The organism is Psychromicrobium lacuslunae (genome assembly GCF_000950575.1).
Lineage (GTDB): Bacteria > Actinomycetota > Actinomycetes > Actinomycetales > Micrococcaceae > Renibacterium > Renibacterium lacuslunae.
Genome location: NZ_CP011005.1, coordinates 3135863 through 3159655 on the forward strand (window position 1 = coordinate 3135863; position 23793 = coordinate 3159655).

Genomic DNA, 23793 nt, shown 5'->3' on the forward strand with positions numbered 1-23793 from the left:
TGATGGCTGAAGCCCAGCCGATCCGACGCGGCTTGCCGCGTGAGCCTGGTGGTGAGCCATGGCCGCCCGCTGGCGTCCGCCCATTTGCCAACGGGCAAGCTTTGGCAGAACCTGCGACGCCGGTGATCTCTAGTGCCGAAAGCGCCACTTCGGATGCCTCACCGACGGCCGCGGTTGGACTCTTAGTTCCCGAGGCCTCGGCTGCTAGCGCCGCATCGACCGAGGCTCACGCCACAGCCGAGCTTCAGCAGCCGGAACAACCGGCAACGGCAACCTTCCAAACTCTGCGCCGTGGTCTGCCCCGAGTGCCTGGCGGTGAGCCCTGGCCACCCGCTCCGGTGGGGCAGCCAAGTTCGCCCACTGTTGCCAAGGTGGCAATAGCCCCTTCAACCGTTAGCCAGCCAGAGTCCGAAGACGCCGTGACGGCGCGGCGAACTGAGGTACAAGCTGCGACAGTGTCGATCAGCATTGATCAGGCAGAGTCGGATCAATTGGCGGCGGTGGCCGCGGAGCAGTCCTCAGCCGTCGAAGATCAACCACTTGACGGGGTGGCATTGCGCCGCGGCCTGCCACGATCGCCGGGCGGAGAGCCCTGGCCCGCTGCCGCACTGGCACCACAACGGGTTCAGCCGAGTGGCGCTGCTGAGCCGAAAGCAGCGGCATTAGCAGCAGAAGCTGCGCCGCTGCTTGCCGATCAGCAAACGGAGCAGGAACCTTCGGTTCCGGTCGTCTCCGCAGCGGCGGCCCCGCTCGTCCCGCCGCTGCTGGTGGAGGCTCAACCAGCCACTTCGGAGCAAGAACCTGAACTAGCGGTGGCACGGAAACCCCGGCTCAGCTCCAAAACCACTAAGCTGCTTTGGTGGGCGGTAGCTCTGGTGTTAATTGCTGGCGGAATCGTCCTGCTGGCACGTGGTTTGCGTGGTTTCGATTTTGGTCGTCATTTCATTGCCAGCTACCACGGGCAGAGTGCCTTGCCCTCGGACGCCCCTGTTGGTCTACCCCTCTGGTTGCAGTGGCAGCATTTCCTCAATGTCTTCCTGATGGTACTGATCATTCGCAGCGGCTGGCAGGTGCGCACGCAAGAACGCGCGCCGCTGTCGTGGACGAGTAGGTGGCCTAAGGGTGGCGGCAAGAAAATCAGCCTGACGCTCTGGTTCCATCAAGCCCTTGACCTGCTCTGGCTGGTGAATGGCGTGATCTTCGTGGTGCTGCTGTTCAGCACCGGCCAGTGGATGCGGGTGGTGCCGACCAGCTGGGATGTTTTCCCGAACGCACTTTCGGCCGCTTGGCAGTATGCCTCGCTTAGCTGGCCGACCGAAAACGGCTGGGTTAACTACAACGCCTTGCAGTTATTGGCTTACTTCACCACAATTTTCATTGCCGCTCCGCTGGCCGCCTTGAGCGGGTTCAGGATGTCGGGGCTGTGGCCAAAGAAGGCCAAGCGGCTGAGTAAGGCCTACCCGATCGGGCTGGCCCGAGCAGTGCATTTCCCGGTGATGCTCTACTTCGTGGTCTTCATCATCGTGCACGTCACCCTGGTGCTGGCGACCGGTGCGCTGCGGAACCTGAACCATATGTATGGTAATCAGGATGCGGTGAACTGGTTCGGTTTTGTCATCTTCGCCTGCTCACTCTTACTGATTGCGGGAGCCTGGTTTGCTGCGCGTCCGTTGATTTTGGCGCCAATCGCGAAGCTTTTCGGCAAGGTCGGCCGTTGATTATGAGGGAGGCGTAATGAGCGCGGCGGAAATTCGAGATAGCCCTCGCAGCTCGGAAGAGCTCACTGCATTGCTGCTTCGTACCCGGGCGCTCGTCAACGAGGTAGTGCTACCGATGGAAGACGCTTTTGGCGGCGATATCGAGGCGGCTGGCGGCGACCAGGCCCGCCGAAGTCTGCAGGCGGCAGCCCGTGAAGCCGGGGTGTTTGCTCCGCATGCGCCGGTCGAATTTGGTGGACTCGGCTTGGACATGCGTTCGCGCTCCAAAATTTTCCAAGCCTCCGGATATTCACTTTTCGGGCCGCTGGCGATGAATATTCAAGCCCCAGACGAAGGCAATGTGCACTTGCTGGACCGGCTCGCCAGCGACGCCCAGCGCGAACAATATTTGGCACCGCTGGCAAGTGGGCAGGTTCGCTCCTCCTTCGCCATGACAGAACCTCACCCCGGCGCCGGGGCGGATCCGCGAGCGCTCAGCACCCGAGCCGAGAGAGTGCCTGGTGGCTGGCGGATCAATGGCTCGAAGACCTTCATTACCGGAGCCACTGGAGCCGCCTTTTTTATCATTATGGCGCGCACCGCCGGGGCGCCGGGCGACGCCGGTGGTGCCACCATGTTCCTCAGCCCCGCGGATGCGGTAGGTATTACCGTGGGCAGGCACCTGCCGACCATCGATAATTCGATGCTTGGCGGCCACTGTGAGGTGAAGTTCGAGAATCTCTTCATTCCCGACGAGCAAGTCTTAGGTGAGGTCGACGCCGGAATGGCAGGGATTCAGGTGCGGCTGGGTCCAGCCCGGGTCACCCACGCGATGCGCTGGCTTGGCGCGGTGCTGCGCGCTCATGACGTAGCCGTCGCCTCAGTGGCCGAGCGGCGGCTCTTTGGTCAGCGGCTCGGCGATCTGGGCCTGGCCCAGCAACTAATCGCCGACAATGAACTTGATATTGCGGCTAGTCAGGGGCTGATTGAGCAGGCCTGCCAGGATCTCGACGCCGGCCTAGATGCCGGGATTAGCACCGCTTCCGCCAAGGTGTGGGTCTCCGAGGCGGTCGGTAGGATCGCCGATCGTGCCATGCAACTGTGCGGCGGCAGGGGTATGTCGCAAGACTTGCCACTGGCCCGGATTTGGACCGAAGTCCGCGCCTTCCGGATCTACGACGGACCTAGTGAAACCCACCGATGGTCGGTGGCGAAACGGGTGCTACGCGCAAATCTCAATGGCAGCACGCCGAGCGAACGCTTCCTCGGCCCAGCTCAGTAAAGGAAAAACCGATGCACGCATTGATCACCGGAGCCAGCCGCGGCATTGGTCGTGGCATCGCTGAACACCTAGCTAGCCAAGGCTGGCATTTATTAATCAGCGGCAGGAACCTCGAGAGCCTCGAGGAGGCGCGCCAAGCGCTACTTTCTTTGGGCGCGGCCCAGGTGCTTACGGTGCCGGCCGAAATGGCGAGTGATCAAGATCTGCAAGCCATACTGGATGCCCAGTCTGCCTGGAGTTCACGGCTAGATGCGCTTATTCTTTCGGCCGGTGTCGGGACTGCCGGAACGGTCGCGGAGTATCCCTCGCACCGTTACGATAAGACCTTTGCCGTGGACGTACGGGCTCCCTTCAAACTCATTCAAGGTACCCTGCCGGCGCTTCGGGCCGCCGCCGCGGCCAGGCCAGAGATCGGGGCCAAGGTTATCGCGCTGGCCTCGATAGCAGGTGTGCACGCGGAGCCAGGTCTAGCCGCTTATGGTGCCGCCAAGGCGGCCCTGATCTCCCTGATCGCCGGGTTGAATGCCGAGGAGTCAGCTTCGGGTGTGTCCGGCACTGCGCTCTCACCCGGCTACGTTGACACCGAAATGAGTGCTTGGACCCGACAGACCATTCCGCAGCAAAGCATGATCCCGGTCTCCGATCTGGTGGAAATTGTCGCTGCTTTGCTTCGGATGAGTCCGCGGACAGTGCTTTCAAATATTGTGCTCAACCGAGCGGGGGAGCACGGCGGCCGCGCCTAGACCAGGCTGCGATAAGCTCGGCTGCTCGGCTACGACCTTGTTGGTGCGGCTAGAGTTCCAATTCGAGAGTCTGCCTAGCGGCCTCCAGCAAACGAGGCACTCCGCTGGCCAGGCCCGGCGCAAAGCTGGTGTCCTCTGGCCGTTCGCCCCGTAACCATCGCGAATAGATTGCTTCGCAAAAAACCGCCCCTTTCCACAGTGCCAGGGCTTGGTACCAAGGCAGGTTGTCGATGGATCGGCCGGTTTCTGCTTGATAGAGCTTGGCGAGTTGCGAGCGATTCGGAAACCCAGGGTTCGCCGTCACCGGTGTGAGGTCCAGTGGGGTGGCTTGCTCACCGGGCGCCGAGTAGGTTGCCAGGAAGTACCCTAGATCAGCGAGCGGATCGCCCAGCGTCGACATCTCCCAGTCCAGCACACAGTTCACCCGAGCAGGGCAGTGCGGGGCGTAAAGCAAGTTTCCGATCCGGTAATCGCCGTGCACTAAGGCAGCGTCCGAGGACTCAGGAAGGTGACCGGCGAGCCAATCACTCAAGCGGTCAAAGAGTGGCAGCTCACGCTGAGTGTTTCCCGGCCAGAGCGCGCTAAACCTCTTCACTTGACGGCTCAAATAGCCTTCCGACTTACCTAACTGCGCTAACGGCCCGGCGCTAACATCGGCGCGGTGAAGCTGAGCGAGGGTGAGCACCGCGGATTCGGAAATCGCGCGATGTTCCAACGGGTCGTGGAACTGTTCCGGAAGTTCATCGGTGATGACCAGTCCGTCGACGAACTCCATCAGGTAGAACGGTACACCCAGCAAGTCCAGATCCTCGCAGATATCGAGGATCTTAGCTACCGGTAAGCCCGCTGCTGCCGCCGCTTGCTGGATTCGTGCCTCTCGAACCATGTCGTGAGCGGACGGCGGTAGCGGTGGGCGCGGTCCGCGCCGCAGCACTAAAACCAGCCCATCACGTTCGATCAGGAAGGTGATATTGGATTGACCATCACCTATTCTGCGCCAGCGCAACGGCCCGGAACCAAAGCCACGGGCATCTAGGTACTTCTCAATCGGCTCAATGACCAGCAGCGCTGGCCGGGGCAGCGTCAGTGCCTCAGCGCGGTTGCTGACCACGCCAACTTCAGCTCTCGCTCCACTGATGAGAGACTGGTCATTTTTTGGCTGCTGCTCGCCTTTCTGAGCCCTCTGCTGAGCCAAGGCGGTCCCTAGGCCGTCAACGATTGAGCGTCGCCCTGGCGCAGGGCGAGTTTATTGACCTTGCCCGCAGCATTGCGCGGCAAGGCATCAAGTATCACCAGATCTTTGGGTTGCTTAAATCTCGCCAGCTTGTCACTGAGCCAGTCCTGCAACTCTGCCACCGAAATGTCCTCACCCGGATGCAAGGCGAGAGCAGCTACCGGCACCTCGCCCCAACGTTCATCGGCCCGGCCGTAAATAGCCACCTCAATAATTTTCGGATGCCCAAAAAGTACGTTCTCAACCTCAGCGCAATAGATGTTTTCGCCGCCGGAAATGATCATGTCCTTTTTCCGGTCAACCACCCAGACGAAACCCTCGGGGTCCTGGCGTACCAGGTCTCCGGAGTGAAACCAGCCGCCCTCAAGCGCCTCGGCGGTGGCTTCCGGCTTGCGCCAATAGCCAGACATTAAGTTCGGCCCACGGTAGAGGATCTCGCCGATTTCCCCGGGTGCAACATCGTTCATCGCGGCGTCTACGATCCGGTACTGCAAAGTGGGGACTGGCTTGCCCACCGAGCCTAGTTTGCGCAGCGAATCCGCGCCCTTGAGTACGCAGGTAATCGGGGAGAGCTCGGTCTGCCCGAAAACCGCAACATTGGTAGCCTGCGGAAAGGAATCAGCCATCGCTCTGAGCAAGCTGTCCGAGGCCGGAGCCGCGCCCCAGCTAATGATCCGCAACTTCAGATTCCGGTCTTTGACCGAGGGCTCAGCGCAAATTGCTTGCCATTGCTGCGGCACATTGAAAACAATGGTGGCATTCTCCCGCTCCCAGGCATCAAGTAATTCGCTGGGGTTGAAAGCGCCGAGTGGGTGAATCACGGTGGGTATGCCGATGATGAAGTTCGCTGCGATCGAGCCGAGACCGGCGATATGAAAGAGCGGGGCGGTGAGGAAGGAAATGTCGCTTTCATCGAAGACGTCATTGGCGCGAATGCAGGTCACCGCTTGGGAATACATATTGATGTGATTGAGCATGGCACCCTTGGGTTTACCGGTAGTGCCTGAGGTGTACATGATCAGGCAGGTGCTGTCCTCGGGGACGTCAGGGGCCTGGAATCCTGCCGTATCCTCTGCCGCGAGGTCAGCAAAAGCTTCCTGTCCGGTGCCAGCCGGGCCAATCACCACGATTCTTTGCGGACGGTCAGTGAACTGCGCGAGGGTGCCGATCAGCGGAACCAGCGGTTCGTCCACAATCAGCACGTCGGCGTCGGCGTCGTCCACTATATAGGCGATCTCCGGCGGAGACAGTCGAATATTGATCGGCACCGCAATTGCGCCAAGCCGGTTGATTGCGAACACCGCTTCGATGGCTTCGGGACGATTGAGCGTCAGCAGCAAAACTCGGTCACCGAATTTCACACCACGACGTTGCAGGGCCGCCGCAAAGGCATCCATCCGCTGCGCGGCCTGAGACCAATTGGTGGTCTCACCGAGATATTTAAAAGCGGTCTCTGCGGGTTTCATAATGGCATGTCCCAGCACCTGGTTCATCCAATGATTTCGTCGCATCGTGGCGGGTATCATCCCCCCAGCGTCCAATGACATCGAGCCACCTCTCCTACATCTTTGTACGATTTCCCAGCCGCTCCGTGGCGGCTGTGGCTTTCATTTAGTATTCCACCAAGCTAGCCCAATGTCAGCAATTTGTTAACGATGATTCACTTTTTTTGAGCTCGTTACGAACGGTGTTTTCCCGCGGTCTCTGCTGTGGGCTTTGCTCCGAGCCTGCCGCTGCGTCAGCTGCCGGAGGGGATAGGGTGTCAGGGTGAGTGATCTTCGAGATGCCGTAGTTGAGGGGCCGCTGTCGCCGCCGGCTCGTAAACGACCTCGGAATCGGAAGCAAACCATCGAGGCGGTGGCCGCCGAAGCGTTTGCGCAGTCCGGCTATCACAATGTCAGCATGCAGGACCTGGCTGACGTACTCGACATTTCCGCACCAGCGCTCTATCGTCATGTACCCAATAAATACGCGCTTTTCGTCAGAGTGGTTTTCGGCATGGTGGCAAGGCTCTTTGAAGCCACCGAAGAATCGGCGAAGCTGCCGCATAATTCTCGTCAAGAAGCTGAACAGGCGCTCGGCGCGCTGATCGACGACTTCATCTCGGTGATAGTTGAGTTGCGCGCCAGGGCTGGGATTTATCGCTGGGAGGGGCGATACCTGCAAGAGGCGGATCGGGCTAGACTCGGCAGCGATTTTGCCGCGTTGAGATCTCGCTTGCAGATTCCCTTGGCGAATTATCGGGCTGACCTCGACGAGGTTGATCGAGGGCTGATGGCCGGTGCAGTGATGGCGGTGATCTCCAGTGTCACAGTGCATCACACCGTGGTCGCGGCCCGTAAGCTACGCGAATTGCTGGCTGCTGCTTGCTGGCGCATCCTCGACGGCGATCTGCCGGCGGCGGGCACTGAGCCAGCCGAGCGAAGTGTGCTTCCGGTGGCGAAGAAGCGCCGGGAGCAGTTGATGACTCAGGCCATCGCGCTATTCCATGCCCAGGGTTATCACGAGACCACGATTGAGGATTTAGCGCTCGCCGTGCGGCTGACTCCTTCCGGGGTTTACCGACACTTTGAAAGCAAGGCAGACATTCTGCGTCAGGCTTGTTCTAGGGCGGCGGCAGAGCTTGAACAAGCGGCGACGCGCGCCGTGAACTCATCGGCCGATCCCGGCCATGCGCTCGCCGCTCTTTGCGATGACTATGTGCGCTACTCTTTCGCGAACTATCAGCTGGCCGCCGTCTATTTTGCCGAGGTCGGCAATCTGAGCGAGACGGTGCAGCGAGGTCTACGCACCATGCAAAGACAGCATTTGAGTGTCTGGGTAGAGCTGCTGCAAGGGGCTCGACCGGAGCTAACCGCTAAGGAAGCGATGATTTTGGTGCATGCCGCGCTGAGCGTGGTGCAGGATATCGGCACCTTATTGCACCACCGCACGAATGCTGCGACTCAGCGCCGACTGACTAAACTCCTGCTGCTGACGCTTGGTGTAACCGGCTAGTTTCTTGGCTTTCCCCGACCATGCAGTAGCGGGATGAGTCGGGAAACCAGGTTCATATCCCGCTCGCTGCGATCCATGGTCAGTAAGTTCAAAGCGGCTTTGCGGTTTTGCCGAGCAATCGACTTAGCCACGCTGAATTCCAGTAATCCATTGGCCCCGTGAATCCGGCCGAAGCCGGAACCGCCGACCCCGCCAAAGGGCAAAGCGGGAATGCTGGCGAAGCCGAGCACCGAATTCACCGTGACAGCCCCGGCCCGCAGTTGTTCGGCAATCGCCAAGCCGAGACGTTTGTCACGAGTGAACACGGCGGCCCCGAGGCCGTATGCGGTGGCGTTAGCCCGAGCTATTGCATCATCAATGCTCTCGACCCGATTGATCACCACGGTGGGGCCGAAGGTTTCCTGCTGGATGGAAAGTGATTCTTCCGGCACGTCGGTCAGCACGATGGGTGTCACTCGGCGTCCGCTGATCGATTCAGGACCGCCCCAGGCGGCTCTTCCGCCACGTTCCAGGGCATCGGCAACGTGTGCGCTGACCACTTCGGCCTGACTGCCCAGGGTCAGTGGACCATAAGCGGCGCCGTCGCCTTCGAAAGAGAGTTTAGCCACCCCCGCAACGACCAGTTCCAGCAGCTTGCGATGAACCTGAGCTTCAACGTAGACACGTTCCACCCCGACGCAGGTTTGTCCGGCGTTACCCATTGCGCCGAAGACGATGAAATCTGCCGCTGCCTGCAGATCGGCATCGGCTGCGACGATCAGCGCATCCTTACCGCCACACTCGGCGACCAGCGGGGTGAGTGATTCGGCACAAGCGGCCATAATCTTCTTTGCGGTGGCGGTGGAACCAGTGAAAGCCACCTTATCCACCTCGGATCTCACCAGCACATCTCCGGTACGCCGATCACCAGTGACTACCTGAAATACCGGTTCTGGGCATACCTGCTGCCACTTTTCGGCGAGTAAGGTGGCTACTCCGGGGGTCAGTTCGCTCGGTTTGAAAACCACCGCGTTACCGGCGGCGAGCGCATAGGAAATCGACCCCATCGGAGTGTAGAGCGGGTAGTTCCAGGGGCCGATCACGCCTACCACGCCAAAAGGCTGATATCCCAGCGAGGCACTCTGGTTGTAGTTCATCAGCCCGGCCGGCATCCGGCGTCGACGTAAGGTCTTCTTCGCGTTCTTGGCGGCCCAGTCCAGATGCCCCAGGGTGAGCATCACCTCCAGCAGGGCATCCCCGGCTGGTTTGCCGGTCTCGGCAGCAATGGAGCTCGCAATGGTTTCGGCATCGCGCGCGATTTCTGCTTTCCAAGCCAGCAATAATCGTTTCCGGGCGGCGAAGTCCTGGGCTGCCCACCAGCTGGCAGCCTGCCGTGCCGAGCTCACCGTGGCAGTGACGGCTTCCTGATCGAGTATCGGATAACTGGCGACGAGGCTGCCGTCCCGAGGGTTGAGAATCACTAAATCCGCGTCGTCTTTAGTGCCGCTGAGACCGGTCATGGGACTACTCCTAAGCGTCTTCGCTTGCCAGATAAGTTAATTGGGATTCACAATAGACCCAGCTGACTCCACTGACAACCCTTCGCAGAAAGGTCATCTCATGAGCAACGGAACAGGAACGACTTTTGAGCAATTATTGGCTCGCGGTGAAATGGCCTCTGCAGAGCTGGATGCCTTGTGGGCCAGCCTGCCAACCGTGCGCGTCGACGAAATTCTCGGTCGCTGGAAGGGTGGCGATTTCGGTCCCGGGCACCCGACGCACGAGCTTCTGAAAGCCTCGAAATGGTATGGAAAAACCTTCAATTCGGCCGAAGATGCCAAGCCTTTGATCAGATATGACGAGGATGGCAGGCTGTTTTCTGACACCGAAACCGCTCACGGCGAGGCGAGTTTATGGGAGGTCGAGTTTCGCGGTGAGGTCACCGCCACCATGGTCTACGATGGTTGGCCGGTGCTCGACCATTTCAAACGAATTGATCAACGTACCCTACTCGGCGTGATGAATGGCAAGTCGAACAGGGTGCTTTTCGAAGGCAAGCTGTACTACTTTTTCCTTGAGCTAGTTGGGGACGCCTCGTGATGAAAGTGACCGCGGCGGTTTCCCCTTCGTCGACCGCTCCGTTTGTGATTGAGGAGGTCGATCTCGACGAGCCCCGGCCGGAGGAGGTGCTGGTCAAACTGGTGGCCACCGGTATCTGTCACACTGACCTGCATGCCAAAGCTTGGAGTTCCGGTCCCATTGTGCTGGGTCATGAGGGTGCCGGAATTGTGATCGCGGTGGGAGCCGCGGTGAGTGGGCTAATGCCGGGCGACTCGGTGGTGCTGACCTTTGGCCACTGCGGTCAGTGTGGCGAATGCCGTCGCGGTGCACCTGCTTATTGCCGGCATGGAGCTGAGCTCAATAATGCTTTCGGCGGTCCCGGACTGCGCACTGATGGTTCGGCCACCCTGCGCAAGAGCGGCGAGGTCTTGGCTGGTTCGTTTTTTGGCCAGTCCAGTTTTGCCAGTCATTCTGTGGTGCATCAGAACAATGCGATAAAGGTTCCGGACGGTTTAGACCTTGCCGTGCTGGCAGCGTTGGGCTGTGGTTTTCAGACCGGAGCGGGTGCAGTGCTGAATGTGCTGCAACCTCTGCCCGAGTCTACGCTGGTCATCTTTGGCGTTGGCGGGGTTGGTTTTGCTGCACTGCTGGCGGCGCGATCCGCCGGATTGCTGAACATTATTGCGGTTGACCCGTCGGCTGAAAGACGTGAATTGGCTCTTTTGCTCGGTGCGAGCGCTGCGATCGACCCGCTCGCTGAAGACGCTGTTTCGAAGATTCGCGAACTGAGTGACGGAGGCGCTAGTCATGCGCTGGACACGACCGGTGTTCCACAGGTGCTCAGCTCGGCGCTGAGTTCCTTGCGACGACGGGGGAAGCTCGTAATGGTTGGCATTCCGCAGGGGCCGCTCTCCGTCGACGCAATGGACCTGCTCGCCCACGGAAAGACAATAAGTGGTTCCCTGGAGGGGGATTCCGACCCGAAGGTGTTTATCCCCGAATTGGTGGGGCGTCATCAGCGCGGTGGTTTCAGCATTGACCAATTGGTGACCAGGTATCAGTACCAGGAGATCAATCAGGCGGTCGCCGCGCAGAAACGCGGCGGAAGTGTGATCAAGCCGGTCCTGCTCTGGTGACTCGCTAGTTTATTTGCAGCATTGGCACCAGGAATCGCTCGGCAACCTCCCGGAGTTCCTGCTCGCCATCAAGATCCAAGGTGAGGTGCGGTAGCAGTAGAAACGAGGCGGTCAGTCGCACCATCATCTCGGCGACCAAGTCGACGTTGAGCTCACCGGAAACATTTCCGGCCCGCTGTTCGCGGCGTAGCTGACCAGCGACGAATTGGCAGACCGCGGCATAGGTTTGGCCGCCATCGCCAATCAGCGAAGGAAGCACCGAACCTGGCTCGGCGCTCAGTTGTCCGCCAATCAGTCGATTGCTACGGATGGCTCGCACCGAGCTGACGAAGGCAATCACCACGCGCTCGGCCACCGAATCGGCGCCAGCCACCTCAAGCAAGAATTGTTCAAAGTAGCGCCGGAATTCCCGGCGTACCACGCGCTCGATCATCACGTCTTTGTTCGCGAACCGTCGGTAGACGGTAATTCGGGAGACTCCTGCGCGCCGGGCAATGCCTTCCATGGTGGTGCGCTGAATGCCGATCGTGCAGAACTCTTCTAGTGCGGCGTCAAGCACTCGAGTGGTGGTTTCGTCCGCCTCATCGGCTCGCTCGACCAGATCCGCCCAGGCTCGTTCGAAGAGGGTTCCGGGCGCAGCTAGCGCGTCTCGGTCCGGGAGAAGTGAACTCACCATCGCCTCCATTGCGCTCGCGGAAAGGTAGTTTATCATCGGCAATCCTTGCGCCTCGGTGTGACGCATGCTACCTTCCTGATACAAAGTTACATTATTTGTATCATCGTTTCATGTAGATTTTATTCTATCCGAGTGTTTTCACTCCTGGAGGAGATGGGTTGCAATGGAGGAACTCAATAGGCGCAATTTACTGCGTGCTGGCGGAGCTGCTGGAACGGTGGGAGCCCTGAGCCTCGCCACCGCCGCCAATGCCTGGTCGTGGTCGCCCACCGGTTCAGTGGTTGGCTCCGGGACCGGGGCAGATCCGCGATGGGTCTGGGATGACGAAGCCGACCCGGTGGTGGCCGGGCTAATTTCTCGTGGTGAGACCGCCAAGGTCAATGCGTTACTGGCGACCTGGAAGAAGAACAATCAGCCGTTGCCGGATGGACTGCCTAAAGACTTGCACGATTTCATTGAAAAGGCCCGCCAGCTGCCGTCTTGGTATGACCAGGCCAAGATCGATGACGGCTTCAAGCTCACCCATGACCGCGGCCAGTACATCATCCTGTTATACATTCTGGCCAGCGGCATGATCAGTACCGCGATTCCACGGGAGGCCAGGTCGGTCTACTGGTCTAAAGGTGGGGCCGATCTGAAGGATCGGATTGCCAAGACCACCAAGCTCGGCTACTGGATCCAACAACCGAATAACTACAAGCCCGATGGCGAAATGATCGTTACCACGGTGAAAACCCGTTTGGTGCATGCTGCGGTGCGACACTTGCTGCCGCAATCGCCGATGTGGAAGGCGGGCGCGAGCGAACAGATTCCGATTAGCCAGGCCGATATTCTGGTGACCTGGCACAGTCTGCCGACCAATGTGATGCAGAAGCTCGCGGCCTGGAAGATCAAGATTCCGGCCAGCCAGTCGGCCGGCTTCCTGCATACCTGGCAGGTCACGGCGCATATGCTCGGCGTCAAGGACGAATACATTCCGGCCACCTGGGACCAGGCCAATGCGCAGTCGAAGCAGGTGCTTGACCCGATCTTGGCGGCCACCCCGGAGGGCATTAAGCTGGCGGATGAGCTGGTCCGGCTGGGCGCGGAGCTTGATGGCAGCATCATCACCCGGCCCTTCCTGAACGCGATGACTCGTTACACCTTGGGTGACAAGATCTGCGACATGATGAAGATCCCGCGTGACTTCGTCTGGGATTCCTTTGTGAAGGCGGCATTCCCGGCCTATCTCGCCTTCCGCGAAGCGGCTCTGCCGTTGCCGTTGGCACCGCAGGGATATTACCTCTTCGACACGCTGACTCGGGAGGCGATTAACCTGTTCCTCGGCGAAGGGAAGCCGATCATCATTGATATCCCGGATATCAACCGGCCGTCCTAGCTGGTTGAGGAGACGCTGCTGGGCCAGCCAAGACCGGCAGCCCAGTAGCGTCTCATTATTCGCTCAACTTTTCTAGCTGAGTTTCTAACCCTAGTTCTAGCGAGTTGCCTATTTTCTTGCCGCCGTTGATGTTTTTCATCACTGTTTTTAGCTCCGGGGAGAATGCGAAAGTAGTGTCACCGTCGACGGTCACCCACCATTTGCCGCAGCGCGACTTGGCTTTCTGCTCGGTGCCGTTCGGCCACCAAGCCGCCTTCAGAGTGGCGCCGTCGGTGACGAAATCAGCGGCTTTGACATTGCTATCGGTATCATCAGCGGGTGTGGGTTTTTGACCTGCGGGCAGGGCCTGGCAGCTCGCTGGCAGTTTGACGTTTTTCATCGAAATGATTCGCTCTGAGCCGGTGGTGCGCAATACCTCCTTAATATCGGTGGCTCCGTCCGGAATCCAGCTGGGCAGCACACCTGCGCCGTCCTTCGCGGTAGCGAAGGTCTTGGTTTCTTGTTTATCGTTTTCATTGCCATTGACCCCGGCATTGCAGGCGCTCAATAGCAAGATGCTGCTGGCGGCGAGGGCGATTACTGCTGCTGTTCTCTTCATACTTCAAGGCTATTTTTGTCCTGTCGTCGAAGCATCGGAGCTAGGAATGAATCCTGCTGATGCCAGGGGCTGAGATTTTCTGTTGCCTCCTCAGTCCGTAGCCTGGTTGGGTCACGGAACTGGCTTTTCCCTGTTCCGCCGGGCGAGGTGATGATGCCAGACTTAGGCTATGAGCGTAGAGCGGGCACGACTGAGTGAATCTCAGCAGATGAACGATCCCTGGCGGCGTTGGGGGCCTTATCTCTCGGCGCGGCAGTGGGGCACAGTGCGTGAAGATTACTCTGCGGACGGCAACGCCTGGGGCTATTTGCCCTTTGATCAGGCGCATCAGCGGGCCTATCGCTGGGGTGAGGATGGCTTGGCCGGCCTGTCCGACGATCAGGGCATCTTGAATCTTTCGGTGGCGTTGTGGAACGGTCAGGATGATCGACTCAAGGAACGGCTCTTCGGGCTGACCAATGAGCAGGGTAACCACGGCGAGGATGTTAAGGAATATTGGTGGCCGCTGGATGCCACCCCGACGCATTCCTGGGCGCAATGGCTTTACCGCTACCCGCAAGCGGCTTTTCCTTATCAAGAGCTCCTGAGCGCCAATGCGCAGCGCGATCGTCAGCAACCGGAATACGAGCTCTCCGACACCGGGATACTCGCCGAGAACCGGTTTTTCGATGTCGTGGTGAGCCATGCCAAGGCTTCCCCAGACGATATTTGCCTCACCGTAACCGCCACTAATCACGGACCGGTGGCTGCACCGCTAGATATTCTGCCGCAGCTTTGGTTCCGGAACACCTGGGCCTGGCAGCAAGGTGCCCAGCCGCCACAGTTACGCAGAGTGGATGCACCCGAACTGGAGCAGGCTAACCTGCGTGCGGTGCGCGCCGAACATCGATTGCTGGGTCGCTATTTCCTGGCGGCAGAAGGCGCGCCGGAGGTACTGGTCTGCGATAACGAGACTGATGCCCGGGCTCTCTTCGGCTCGGAGAACCGCTCGGCGTATCCCAAGGACGGGGTCAACCGAGCCGTTGTGCACGCGGATTACACCGCTTTGAACCCGGCCGGAACCGGTACCAAAGCGGCCTTTCACTACCATTTCGACGCGGTAGCACCTGGTGCGAGTGTCACCATTAAGTTGCGGCTAACTAATGACGAGTTGGCCGATGCACCCTTTGGGGCAAACTTTGACAGTGTCGTCGCCGATCGACGCCGGGAATCCGATGAGTTTTATGCTGAGGTGATCCCGGACCAGGCTGCACCCGCAGACGCCCTGACCGCGCGCCGCGCTTTTGCCGGTCTGCTGTGGGGCAAGCAGCTCTATCGCTTCAATGTGGCCCGTTGGCTGGACGGCGATTCCGATCAGCCCACCCCGCCGACCTCACGCCGGAGTATTCGTAATGCGGCCTGGCGAAACCTCGACTTGGCGGATGTCATCTCGATGCCCGACGAATGGGAGTACCCCTGGTTCGCCTCCTGGGACCTGGCCTTTCACACCGTGCCGCTGGCGCATATTGATCCCGACTTCGCCAAGGCACAGTTGATTCTGCTCTGCCGGGAATGGGCGATGCATCCCAATGGGCAGCTTCCCGCTTATGAATGGGAGTTCAGCGACGTCAATCCGCCGGTACATGCTTGGGCGGTCTGGCAGGTCTATCAAATTTCTGGGGCGGAAGACCTCAACTTTCTGCGCCGGGTTTTCGCCAAGTTACTGCTGAATTTTTCCTGGTGGGTGAACCGCAAAGACGCCGATGGTTCCAACCTCTTTGAAGGCGGTTTTCTCGGGATGGACAATATTTCGGTTTTCGACCGTTCCAAGGATGTGCCCGCCGGCTTCAGGCTGGAGCAATCTGATGCCACCAGCTGGATGGCCTTTTACTGCCTTGGCATGCTGCGAATCTCGCTGGAGTTGGCACGCACAGAGCCCGGCTGGCAAGATATGGCGACTAAGTTCCTAGAACATTTCCTGGCTCTGGCAGAAGCGATGGACAGCTTCGGTTCCGGCGGCGTGCAACTCTGGGATGAGGCGGACGGGTTTTTCTACGATGTTCTGGTCGCTAACGACGGTGAGCTGCGCGAGCCGGTACGGGTGCGCTCGATGGTCGGACTGCTGCCAATGATTGCGGTGGCGATAGCGCCAGACTGGGTGGAGCAAGAACTTCCTGAGTTTTCAGCCCGAGTGCGCTGGGTGCAGCGGCATCGGCCCGAATTAGCAGAGGCATTGATCAGCAGTTACGAACAGGACTCTGGGGCGCCGCGGCGAAGTCTTTCAGTATTGAACGCCGCACGTTTGGAGCGCTTACTGGGTAGGCTATTGGATGAGGAAGAGTTCCTTTCACCCCATGGCATCCGTTCGCTTTCTGCCGCTTACCGGGAAGGCGGAACGGTGCGGCTCGCGGAACGGGAGTTGAGCATTCGCTACCTCCCCGGCGAGTCTGATTCCGGCCTATTCGGTGGCAATTCTAACTGGCGCGGCCCGGTTTGGTTCCCGGTCAATCTGCTGCTGATCGATGCATTGGATGATCACGCAAGGGGAGTGGGCTCGGCGCTGCATCCCGAGGGAAAGCGACTCTCCGAGGTGGCTGAGGATTTGCGGCAGAGACTAATTTCCTTGTTCCGGCCGGATTCCCGGGGTCGCCGGCCAGGGCAGCCTCGGGATTTTGGCGACGGTGCGTTGTGGGACCACCCCACCTTTAGCGAATACTTCGACGGCGATAGTGGCATTGGCTTAGGAGCTTCGCACCAAACCGGTTGGACAGCCGTGGTGGCGCACTTAATCTGTCGACGGAGGCCTTAGGCTCGGCGGCGCCGCTCCCAGATCATCGCGTGCGTGATCAGAGTGCCCAGGATGCTTAGCACTGCAAAGATCGCGAAGGCGATGGCATAGGGCCCCAGGAGGCTCAGCCAGCTAATTCGAGGACTGGGCGTCAGGTTGCCACTAAGTTCGTCGGCCAGATAACTGGGTATTGAATTTTGGATGAATCCCACAAAGCTCAGAATGGACAGTAAGACGAGTAGACCGTTGAAAACCCAGAGCGCTATCAGCCAAGGGTTAACCGAGGCTGATTTTGCGAGTTCCTCTTCAATCTCGGCAGCGGCCACTCGGGCCCCGTGTTCATCCAGTTCATGAATCTGAATTGACTCAGTATTTTCCGACATGCTTCTCAGCATAGATGCGTATTATGAATAAATGTCTCCAAACACTCAGCGAGCTCTGATCACCGGCGCGACTGCAGGACTGGGTGCAGAATTCGCCCAGCAGCTCGCCGCCAAGCACTATCAACTGGTTTTAGTCGCCCGGAATACTGAGCGGCTAGAGGCCAAAGCGGTGCGGTTACGCCAGGACTTTGGCGTTGAAGTTGAAGTTATTTCTGCTGATTTGCAGGATCAGCGAGGGATCGACTTGGTGGTGAAACGACTCGAGCGAACAGTGCAGCCAGTGACCACGCTGGTCAATAATGCCGGTTTCGGGCTGACCAAGTCTTTTGAAGAGAACACCGTGCAGGAAGAATCCGACCATTTACAGTTATTGGTCACCACCCCGATGCTGCTGATGCATGCTGCCATCCCCGGTATGCTGGCCCGTGGTGAAGGGAAAATCATTAACGTTGCCAGTGTTGCCGGATTTATCCCGCGGGCCAGCTATGGTGCCTGTAAAGCCTGGCTGATCAGCTTTAGTCGCTGGGCCAATGTGCATTACAGCGCTCGCGGAGTAGGGGTGACGGCTGTTTGCCCGGGCTTCGTGCACACCGAGTTCCACCAGCGGATGAATGCATCCACTTCCGGAATCCCGAATTGGATGTGGTTGAATCCGGATCGGGTGGTCCGCGAGGGGTTGGCCGACGCGGCCGCAGGAAAATCGGTCAGTGTGCCGTCCAAGCGATATAAAGCGCTGACATTCTTTAGCAAGTTTAGTTCTGATAAGTTGGGTGCTTTCGCGGGTAAACGCGGTCGCTGAAAGCAGTAGCTGAGTTTTATTAGCTTCACTTATCGAAATAGGTGGCGATTCTGGCAGGAACTACAATTGTTACTGAGAGTGCTCTAGGCGGATTCAATCTAAACTCGCGGGAAATTTTCTGATTTCATCAATTGTCGATAGAATCGTCTCCGTTCAAATAACTATTATTTCTATCGAAGGAACCCGTGAAGTCTGTTTTGAGAAAGAGCGCCCTAACGTTACTTCTGGTGGGGCCTTTGGCATTGACCGCCTGCGCCCCAGTCTCTTCCGGTGGTGCGCCTTCGACGGCGGCCACGGGCCAGTCGAGCGCCGCTGAAAGCTCCGGTTCGGCAAGTGCTTCGGCCGAAGCCGGGTCTGGCCCGGTAGCGAATCCGAAGTCGGAATTGTTGATCCAAACGACAAAGAGCACCCAGGCCAGAAAAGGCTACGACAAGGTGTCCCCAGCCTGCCAAGCCACCGCTATTCGCTTTGTGCTCTCCTCGATGGGCATGATGGCGCCCATGCTGGAAGCTAGTAAGCCGGGTAGCTTGCAAAAGTTCAAGGACGCTTTCGCTGAAGTGCAGGGCACCACTCCGAAGGAGTTCGATGGTGCTTTCAGCAAGCTGGAAGCACCGGTCTCTCAGGGGAATGCTAGCCCTGATGCAGCAGCCATGGAAAAAGACGGACAGCCGATCGTCAACTATTTGGAGACTACCTGCAAGGACCTGGGAACAGCCGCGGGCTAATCAGCTGCTGAACTAGTTCCCAACAACGAGAGGGTTGCGCCAACGATGTATGCGTTGGTGCAGCCCTCTCGCCGTATTATGTGTTGTCGCCGTTCGCCGTTCGCCGTTCGCTGGCCGTTGCTCGCTCCGACTATCCGTGTATGATCGCAGTATGTACACATTGATTTATGGCTAAACCTGGCCGAGAACTTATCTGTGCGCGAATCATTTTCGCCGTTTCTCATCACAGCAGTCCATCATCAACTGTGGCTCGTTGAGGCCCGCCTCCGAGTACTCTCTTTTCTCGCATTCTTTGAGCGAGCCGCTTTAACTTCAAAGGAGCAAACATGCGCCCCAGCGAACCCCAGAGCAATCCAACAGTACGATTTTCACCCTCTGTCGAAGCAAAACTGAGTGATGCCGCGAAGGAGTCACTGGCTCGTAAGCGGACTCAGGCCGCGCCCGGTGCGCAGTCCATCGTGCACGGGCACAAGCCGACTCAGGCCAGTGGTAGGCAAGGAAACCGCGAGCGAAAAGTGCGTTGGTAAACCACTAGCTAGTTCAAAGTTCATTCTCGACTCAGCCTTGTGGCCCGGCAACTGCGAGGTTACCGGGCCACAAGGCTGCTGGGCTGAGCGAGGTCGCACCACCAGGGGCGGATCAAGCCGACCTCAGATACCGACTTTAGGCCCTGACAGTGGGTATTCCTTCCGGCGGGGTTGCCGGTTCGTAAGTTTCATCGAAAGGCATCTCGTTGAGGTCCAGATTCGGATTGTCATCCTGACCAGCAACCAGTTCGATGGCTTCCTGCTCGGTGTCCACGCTGGGCATTGAGCCCGGCAGTGGGCGCCCCGCCGACTCTCGCAAGAAGAAGATCGCGACCGCGCCAATAATCGAGGTGGCGATTAAGTAATAGGCCGGGGTCATATCGGTGTGCAGCAGCTCCATCAGCCCCTGAATAATAAACGGCGTGGTGCCACCAAAGATCGCGACCGCGAAGTTGTAGGCGATGCCCATGCCGCCATAGCGGCTGGGGGTGGGGAATAGCGCCGGAAGTGCTGACGCCAGGTTGGCCACGTAAAAGGTGACCGGGAAAGCGATCAAGGCCAAGCCGGCCAGCGTCGACCAGATCTCTCCGATGCCGATCAGCATGAAAGCCGGGAAAGCAAACAAGATGGTGCTGCCTGCGCCGATCCAGAGCACCGGTCGGCGTCCAATGCGGTCCGAGAGCCGTCCGGTCAATGGAATACAAATAGCCATAATCACCAAAACCGGCAGCGTCAGCAGAGTGCCGTGCACTGGATCGTAGCCCTTGCTTTCGGTCAGGTAGGTGGGCATATAAGAGGTGAGCGCATAGCCGGCAGTATTGGCGGCGGCGACCAGCAGGATGGCGACGATCATTTGGCGCCAGTAGGCCATCACAATGCCAAGCGGGCCCTTGGCAGCGACTTCGTCATTGGCCTGAGCCTCCTTGGAGGAGGATTCCTGCGCGTCGAGAGTGGCCTGGAACTGAGGGGATTCCTCGATTTTGAGCCGGAAGTAGATGGCGATCGCGCCGAGCGGGCCAGCAATCAAGAACGGGATTCGCCAGCCCCACTCCTGCATGGTTGAGGCGCCGAGGGTGAGTTGCATGACTGAAACCATGGCAGCACCGATGGCGAAGCCGAGGTAGCTGCCCATGTCCAGGAAGCTGGCGAAGAAGCCACGGCGCTTATCCGGCGCGTATTCGCTCACGAAGGTGGTGGCACCGGCGTACTCGCCGCCGGTGGAGAAGCCTTGGATCAGCTTCATCAGCACCAGCAGCACCGGCGCCCACCAGCCGATGGTGGCATAACCTGGCAACAGACCAATCGCAAAGGTCGAAGCGGCCATCATGATCAACGTGGTGGCCAGCACCTTCTGGCGGCCAATCTTGTCGCCCAGGTAGCCAAAGACCACGCCGCCCAGCGGCCGAGCCACGAAGGTCACCGCGAAGACGCCAAAGCTGAACAACACCTGTACGTTATCGGCTGCGTCGGAGAGGAAGACCGCACCCATGGTAGCGACCAAGTAGCCGTAGACGCCGACGTCGTACCATTCCATCGTGTTGCCGACCACGGTGCCGCCGAGCGCCCGCTTGAGCATTGGCTGGTTAACGACATTGATATCGCTCTTGCTGAGCCGACGTTTTTTGAGTCGCTCGGGGCGCTTGGCTTTGACGGGTTTTACGCTTGACTTCGCTTCCGTCTTCACCGGGTTACTGTTGCTGTCTATGGGCATTTGGGTCTCTCTAATAAGGGTCTTCGAGGAGGTCATTTGCTTGCGACTTCGACCTGCCCAGCCGTGGGCAGGCCTTCTAGTTTACGGAAATTTGGCCTGAAATGTCGGGAAAATATGTGTTGATGGTGGTCGATGAGCGGCCGATAGGCGGGTGCATCCCAGTGCTCAGGCGGAGGATTGATCGTTACCTTATCGTTACATTTTTGCCGGAACTCAGGGGCGAAAATGACTCTTTTTCCACTCGAGTAACTAGTCGCCCGAGGTAATTAGTTGGGCACAAATCGGTTCGTTTTGAGACCCTCAAAGCATCCCCTTTAAGGGTGAGGATCAGATCCCGATTTCGGTCAAAATTGCCAATCGTTCACGCACCAGTCGGCGAGCGGTGATGGCGTCCGGCGCGGCCACCGCGAGAGCAGCAAGATCTACTGCTTCTTTTGAGTCGATACTTGCTAACGCAGCGGCGACCGCGGGTAGCGCATGGGCGGTCATCGAGAGGCTGCTCACGCCCAAGCCGACGAGGACTACGGCGAGAGCCGGATCTGCCGCCGCCTCGCCGCAAACCCCCAACTCGCTGGAGTCGATCGCGGCGGCTTGGCAGCTGAGTTGAATGAGAGCGAGCACCGCCGGTTGCCAGCTGTCATTCAAACTCGCCAGAGCGCCCAACTGACGATCGGCGGCCATCGTGTACTGGGTCAGATCGTTGGTGCCGAGACTGGCGAAATCTACTTCGCCGAGGATCTGCGCCGCGCTGAGAGCCGCCGAAGGTACCTCGATCATCACCCCCGAAGTGGCTAATCCTGCAGCTCGGCAGAGCGCGGTGAATTCGCCAGCCTCTGCTGCGGTGGAGATCATCGGTGCCATCACCCAGACGCTAACCGCAATGTCTTGCGCGGCGAGCGCGATGGCCTGCAACTGACGTGTCAAGATGGCCCGATACTGGCTCACCATTCGGTAGCCCCTGATGCCCAGAGCGGGGTTCGGCTCCGCCGAGTGCGCTAGGAAAGGTAAGGGTTTGTCCGCACCGGCATCGAGGGTGCGAACCACAACTTTTGGCCGGCTAATGGGGTCTGCAAAGGCGCTGAAGACAGCACGATAAGCCCGTACCTGTTCCTCGACAGTCGGCTCTGTATCCCGCTCTAAGAACAGGAATTCGGTTCGAAACAAGCCGATCCCCTCGGCGTGAGCGGTTCGGGCAGCCAGGGCATCGGCGGCGCTGCCGACATTGGCTAGTAGCGGAATGCGCCTTCCATCGGCGAGCCGGCCCTCGCCGTCGAAGGTCAGATTGGCGACTTTGCTAGCCCAGGCCGCGGCCAGCTCACCGTGCTGGTGGCTAGGGTCGGTGTCTAGGACGCCGGTACCGCCGTCTAAGTAGACCTGATGACCGTCAGCAATGCTGGTGACGCCAGCTGCCGCCACAATCGCGGGCAGGCCGAGCGAACGAGCAATGATCGCGGTGTGTGACTGCGGACCTCCAGAGGCGGTGACGAGGGCCAGTACCCTGCTCGGGTCCAGGGTAGCGGTGTCTGCCGGGGCTAGGTCGTCGGCAATCAAAATGAACGGCTCGGAACTGACTGGGATGCCTGGTGCGGGCTCGCCGCGCAGCTCCGAAACCAAACGGTCGCGCACATCGAAGACATCTCGTGCGCGCTCGGCCATCGCTCCACCGAGATTCTGCAAGGTATTGGCGATACCTTCCGCCGCCTGCCAGGTGGCAACCTCCGCACTCAGCCCGTTATCGATAAGTTTCTTGGCCGTTTTCAAGAGCATCGGATCCGCCGCCATCAGTGCGGTGGCTTCAATCACAGCTTTGGCATCGCCGGAGAGTTGGGCGGCCCGCTGCCGGAGGGCGTTTTGCACCGCATCGGCCGCCGTGTGCAAGGCTGCTATTGCTTGTTCGGCCGGGATGCTGCTGGCTCGGGTCTGACCTGCTACGGGCGCAACGACGGCGGGAAGCATCTGTTTTACCGGTCCGAGGACGCGGCCAGCGGAGACCCCCACCCCTTTGAAAATCCCCATCGCATCCCCTTCCGGCTGAAGCGGTTTCCCGCCGACGCAGTTTCAAGCTGATACTGCGCTCTGACCTCATGCTCTTTCGCCAGCGTACCGAATGTTTGCCTTTTAATTTCTTCTTCAGCCTGTAGGGGTTCTTTGGGCGGTTTGGATTCGCCGATGCCAGCCCTGCAGCAGCACATCAAGCCCGGGTGCATCAATGAGTTCGAAATCCACCCCGCTGCTGAGCACCGCAAAAGCCGCCCACTCCAGGGAATCGGCGGAGATCCTCAATTCGCAACGATGATCGCTAATGGGCAGAATTTCCGCCCACTGCCCCAAAAGGTCCTTAATCGGTTCAGCCGCTGAATGTAGCAAGATCCGGTGTGGTCGAGCCCCGGAAGCTAGCGTTTGTAGGCTGCCGCGCAAATACTCTGCCGCATCGCTGGCCGGCAATTCACGTGGCCTAAACCGTTGCCCGGTGTTTTCTGGGTTGCCCATTCGATCTAGACGGAAGCTCCGCCAGTCGTGCCGGGCCATGTCGTAGGCCACTAAATACCAGCGTTGTCGCAGCGAAACTAGGCGGTGTGGCTCCACCAGGCGTTGTTGGCTGCTACCGGACGCGTCGAGGTAGCTGAATTCCAGCCGTTCCTGATCGCGGCAGCTTTGGGCAACCGTGGTGAGCAGGCTGGCGGCCACAATAGGCCCGTTAGCGGCAGCCGGAATGGTGGCTGCACGAAGGGCTTCCACTCGGTGCCGAAGTTTATTCGGCATCACTTGGATGACCTTGGCCAAGGCCCTTACCGAGGCTTCCTCGATGCCGCTGACCGAGCCTTGAGAGGCTAGCCGCAAGCCAATGGCTAGAGCGACAGCCTCCTCGTCGTCAACCACCAGGGGCGGCAGCGAAGCGCCGGCGGCGAGTTGATAGCCCCCGGTTGAGCCCCGGCTTGCCTCTACCGGGTAGCCCAACTCGCGTAGCCGATCCACATCGCGCCGTAGTGTGCGGAGCGAGATCTCAAGTTTGTCCGCCAAGTCTTGTCCAGCCCAGAAACGATGGTGCTGCAACAAAGAGAGCAGCCGCAGGGTCCGGGAGCTGGTGTTCGCCATCTCT

General features: G+C 59.3%; 20 protein-coding genes. 11 read left to right on the forward strand and 9 right to left on the reverse strand.

Features of this window, described 5'->3' with window-relative positions:
• Positions 1–2: 2 nt before the first annotated feature.
• The 3 genes from UM93_RS17525 to UM93_RS14860 are packed head-to-tail and all read left to right on the forward strand — an operon-like array spanning position 3 to position 3722.
• Positions 3–1718 carry a cytochrome b/b6 domain-containing protein gene (locus tag UM93_RS17525; protein ID WP_045077548.1) on the forward strand — a complete coding sequence of 572 codons (1716 nt, stop codon included), beginning with the start codon at positions 3–5 and terminating at the stop codon, positions 1716–1718.
• Between the two features lie 16 nt (positions 1719–1734).
• Positions 1735–2979 (forward strand): acyl-CoA dehydrogenase family protein, encoded by a 1245-nt coding sequence (locus UM93_RS14855; protein WP_045076312.1) that lies wholly within the window; start codon positions 1735–1737, stop codon positions 2977–2979.
• 11 nt (positions 2980–2990) lie between these two features.
• Positions 2991–3722 carry an SDR family NAD(P)-dependent oxidoreductase gene (locus UM93_RS14860; RefSeq protein ID WP_045076314.1) on the forward strand — a complete coding sequence of 244 codons (732 nt, stop codon included), beginning with the start codon at positions 2991–2993 and terminating at the stop codon, positions 3720–3722.
• 49 nt (positions 3723–3771) lie between these two features.
• On the opposite strand, the gene UM93_RS14865 is transcribed toward UM93_RS14860, so the two are convergent.
• Both UM93_RS14865 and UM93_RS14870 read right to left on the reverse strand, forming a co-directional pair.
• Complete coding sequence (locus tag UM93_RS14865) at positions 3772–4833, reverse strand: phosphotransferase family protein (protein WP_199921767.1); 1062 nt, start codon at positions 4831–4833, stop codon at positions 3772–3774.
• Between the two features lie 92 nt (positions 4834–4925).
• Positions 4926–6503 carry a long-chain-fatty-acid--CoA ligase gene (locus UM93_RS14870; protein WP_045076317.1) on the reverse strand — a complete coding sequence of 526 codons (1578 nt, stop codon included), beginning with the start codon at positions 6501–6503 and terminating at the stop codon, positions 4926–4928.
• Between the two features lie 220 nt (positions 6504–6723).
• On the opposite strand from UM93_RS14870, the gene UM93_RS14875 reads away from it, so the two are divergent.
• A complete protein-coding gene (locus UM93_RS14875) occupies positions 6724–7953 on the forward strand; it encodes a TetR/AcrR family transcriptional regulator (RefSeq protein ID WP_045076318.1) in 1230 nt (409 codons plus the stop codon).
• Here the strand turns inward: UM93_RS14875 and UM93_RS14880 are convergent.
• Positions 7950–9452, reverse strand: coding sequence for an aldehyde dehydrogenase family protein (locus UM93_RS14880; protein WP_045076319.1), 1503 nt, complete (start codon positions 9450–9452; stop codon positions 7950–7952). The two genes, UM93_RS14875 and UM93_RS14880, sit on opposite strands and share 4 nt — an antisense overlap.
• 100 nt (positions 9453–9552) lie before the next feature.
• Here UM93_RS14880 and UM93_RS14885 point away from each other — a divergent pair, with 100 nt between their 5' ends.
• Entirely contained in the window at positions 9553–10032 is a 480-nt protein-coding gene (locus tag UM93_RS14885; protein WP_045076320.1) for a DUF4334 domain-containing protein, read from the forward strand.
• Entirely contained in the window at positions 10032–11129 is a 1098-nt protein-coding gene (locus tag UM93_RS14890; protein WP_045076321.1) for an NAD(P)-dependent alcohol dehydrogenase, read from the forward strand. The genes UM93_RS14885 and UM93_RS14890 overlap by 1 nt, the downstream gene beginning before the upstream one ends.
• 4 nt (positions 11130–11133) lie before the next feature.
• Here UM93_RS14890 and UM93_RS14895 read toward each other — a convergent pair whose 3' ends face one another.
• Positions 11134–11871: a TetR/AcrR family transcriptional regulator gene (locus UM93_RS14895; protein ID WP_199921769.1), complete on the reverse strand. Its 738-nt coding sequence runs from the start codon at positions 11869–11871 to the stop codon at positions 11134–11136.
• 97 nt (positions 11872–11968) lie between these two features.
• On the opposite strand from UM93_RS14895, the gene UM93_RS14900 reads away from it, so the two are divergent.
• Positions 11969–13183: an oxygenase MpaB family protein gene (locus tag UM93_RS14900; protein ID WP_045076322.1), complete on the forward strand. Its 1215-nt coding sequence runs from the start codon at positions 11969–11971 to the stop codon at positions 13181–13183.
• Positions 13184–13238: 55 nt separating this feature from the next.
• Here UM93_RS14900 and UM93_RS14905 read toward each other — a convergent pair whose 3' ends face one another.
• Positions 13239–13781 (reverse strand): hypothetical protein, encoded by a 543-nt coding sequence (locus UM93_RS14905; protein ID WP_045076323.1) that lies wholly within the window; start codon positions 13779–13781, stop codon positions 13239–13241.
• A gap of 169 nt (positions 13782–13950) precedes the next feature.
• Here UM93_RS14905 and UM93_RS14910 point away from each other — a divergent pair, with 169 nt between their 5' ends.
• Entirely contained in the window at positions 13951–16569 is a 2619-nt protein-coding gene (locus tag UM93_RS14910) for an MGH1-like glycoside hydrolase domain-containing protein (protein ID WP_045076324.1), read from the forward strand.
• On the opposite strand, the gene UM93_RS14915 is transcribed toward UM93_RS14910, so the two are convergent.
• Positions 16566–16931 (reverse strand): hypothetical protein, encoded by a 366-nt coding sequence (locus tag UM93_RS14915; RefSeq protein ID WP_045076325.1) that lies wholly within the window; start codon positions 16929–16931, stop codon positions 16566–16568. The genes UM93_RS14910 and UM93_RS14915 overlap by 4 nt on opposite strands.
• A gap of 31 nt (positions 16932–16962) precedes the next feature.
• Here UM93_RS14915 and UM93_RS14920 point away from each other — a divergent pair, with 31 nt between their 5' ends.
• From UM93_RS14920 to UM93_RS17530, 3 genes are all read left to right on the forward strand, one after another.
• Complete coding sequence (locus UM93_RS14920) at positions 16963–17730, forward strand: SDR family NAD(P)-dependent oxidoreductase (RefSeq protein WP_045076326.1); 768 nt, start codon at positions 16963–16965, stop codon at positions 17728–17730.
• Between the two features lie 185 nt (positions 17731–17915).
• On the forward strand, positions 17916–18455 hold the full coding sequence (locus UM93_RS17765; protein ID WP_157874171.1) for a hypothetical protein: 540 nt from the start codon (positions 17916–17918) through the stop codon (positions 18453–18455).
• Positions 18456–18781: 326 nt separating this feature from the next.
• The gene (locus UM93_RS17530) at positions 18782–18982 is read left to right on the forward strand and encodes a hypothetical protein (protein ID WP_082057178.1); all 201 of its coding nucleotides are present in this window, start codon (positions 18782–18784) and stop codon (positions 18980–18982) included.
• Between the two features lie 136 nt (positions 18983–19118).
• Here the strand turns inward: UM93_RS17530 and UM93_RS14935 are convergent, their stop codons facing one another.
• From UM93_RS14935 to UM93_RS14945, 3 genes are all read right to left on the reverse strand, one after another.
• Complete coding sequence (locus UM93_RS14935) at positions 19119–20693, reverse strand: MFS transporter (RefSeq protein ID WP_045077553.1); 1575 nt, start codon at positions 20691–20693, stop codon at positions 19119–19121.
• A 327-nt stretch (positions 20694–21020) separates the two neighbouring features.
• A complete protein-coding gene (gene ptsP / locus UM93_RS14940; RefSeq protein WP_045076329.1) occupies positions 21021–22709 on the reverse strand; it encodes a phosphoenolpyruvate--protein phosphotransferase in 1689 nt (562 codons plus the stop codon).
• 114 nt (positions 22710–22823) lie between these two features.
• Positions 22824–23789: a helix-turn-helix transcriptional regulator gene (locus UM93_RS14945; RefSeq protein ID WP_045076330.1), complete on the reverse strand. Its 966-nt coding sequence runs from the start codon at positions 23787–23789 to the stop codon at positions 22824–22826.
• Positions 23790–23793 lie beyond the last annotated feature (4 nt).

Bases quoted from the DNA above. Each gene is read 5' to 3' on its own strand.
- UM93_RS14860 (WP_045076314.1), top strand. From the start codon at position 2,991: ATGCACGCATTGATCACCGGAGCCAGCCGCGGCATTGGTCGTGGCATC.
- UM93_RS14870 (WP_045076317.1), bottom strand. From the start codon at position 6,503: ATGTCATTGGACGCTGGGGGGATGATACCCGCCACGATGCGACGAAAT.
- UM93_RS14900 (WP_045076322.1), top strand. From the start codon at position 11,969: ATGGAGGAACTCAATAGGCGCAATTTACTGCGTGCTGGCGGAGCTGCT.
- UM93_RS14905 (WP_045076323.1), bottom strand. From the start codon at position 13,781: ATGAAGAGAACAGCAGCAGTAATCGCCCTCGCCGCCAGCAGCATCTTG.
- UM93_RS14935 (WP_045077553.1), bottom strand. From the start codon at position 20,693: ATGCCCATAGACAGCAACAGTAACCCGGTGAAGACGGAAGCGAAGTCA.
- UM93_RS14880 (WP_045076319.1), bottom strand. From the start codon at position 9,452: ATGACCGGTCTCAGCGGCACTAAAGACGACGCGGATTTAGTGATTCTC.
- UM93_RS14915 (WP_045076325.1), bottom strand. From the start codon at position 16,931: ATGTCGGAAAATACTGAGTCAATTCAGATTCATGAACTGGATGAACAC.
- UM93_RS14945 (WP_045076330.1), bottom strand. From the start codon at position 23,789: ATGGCGAACACCAGCTCCCGGACCCTGCGGCTGCTCTCTTTGTTGCAG.
- UM93_RS14885 (WP_045076320.1), top strand. From the start codon at position 9,553: ATGAGCAACGGAACAGGAACGACTTTTGAGCAATTATTGGCTCGCGGT.
- UM93_RS17525 (WP_045077548.1), top strand. From the start codon at position 3: ATGGCTGAAGCCCAGCCGATCCGACGCGGCTTGCCGCGTGAGCCTGGT.
- UM93_RS17530 (WP_082057178.1), top strand. From the start codon at position 18,782: ATGCGCCCCAGCGAACCCCAGAGCAATCCAACAGTACGATTTTCACCC.
- UM93_RS14855 (WP_045076312.1), top strand. From the start codon at position 1,735: ATGAGCGCGGCGGAAATTCGAGATAGCCCTCGCAGCTCGGAAGAGCTC.
- UM93_RS14890 (WP_045076321.1), top strand. From the start codon at position 10,032: ATGAAAGTGACCGCGGCGGTTTCCCCTTCGTCGACCGCTCCGTTTGTG.
- ptsP (WP_045076329.1), bottom strand. From the start codon at position 22,709: ATGGGGATTTTCAAAGGGGTGGGGGTCTCCGCTGGCCGCGTCCTCGGA.
- UM93_RS14895 (WP_199921769.1), bottom strand. From the start codon at position 11,871: ATGCGTCACACCGAGGCGCAAGGATTGCCGATGATAAACTACCTTTCC.
- UM93_RS14910 (WP_045076324.1), top strand. From the start codon at position 13,951: ATGAGCGTAGAGCGGGCACGACTGAGTGAATCTCAGCAGATGAACGAT.
- UM93_RS14920 (WP_045076326.1), top strand. From the start codon at position 16,963: ATGTCTCCAAACACTCAGCGAGCTCTGATCACCGGCGCGACTGCAGGA.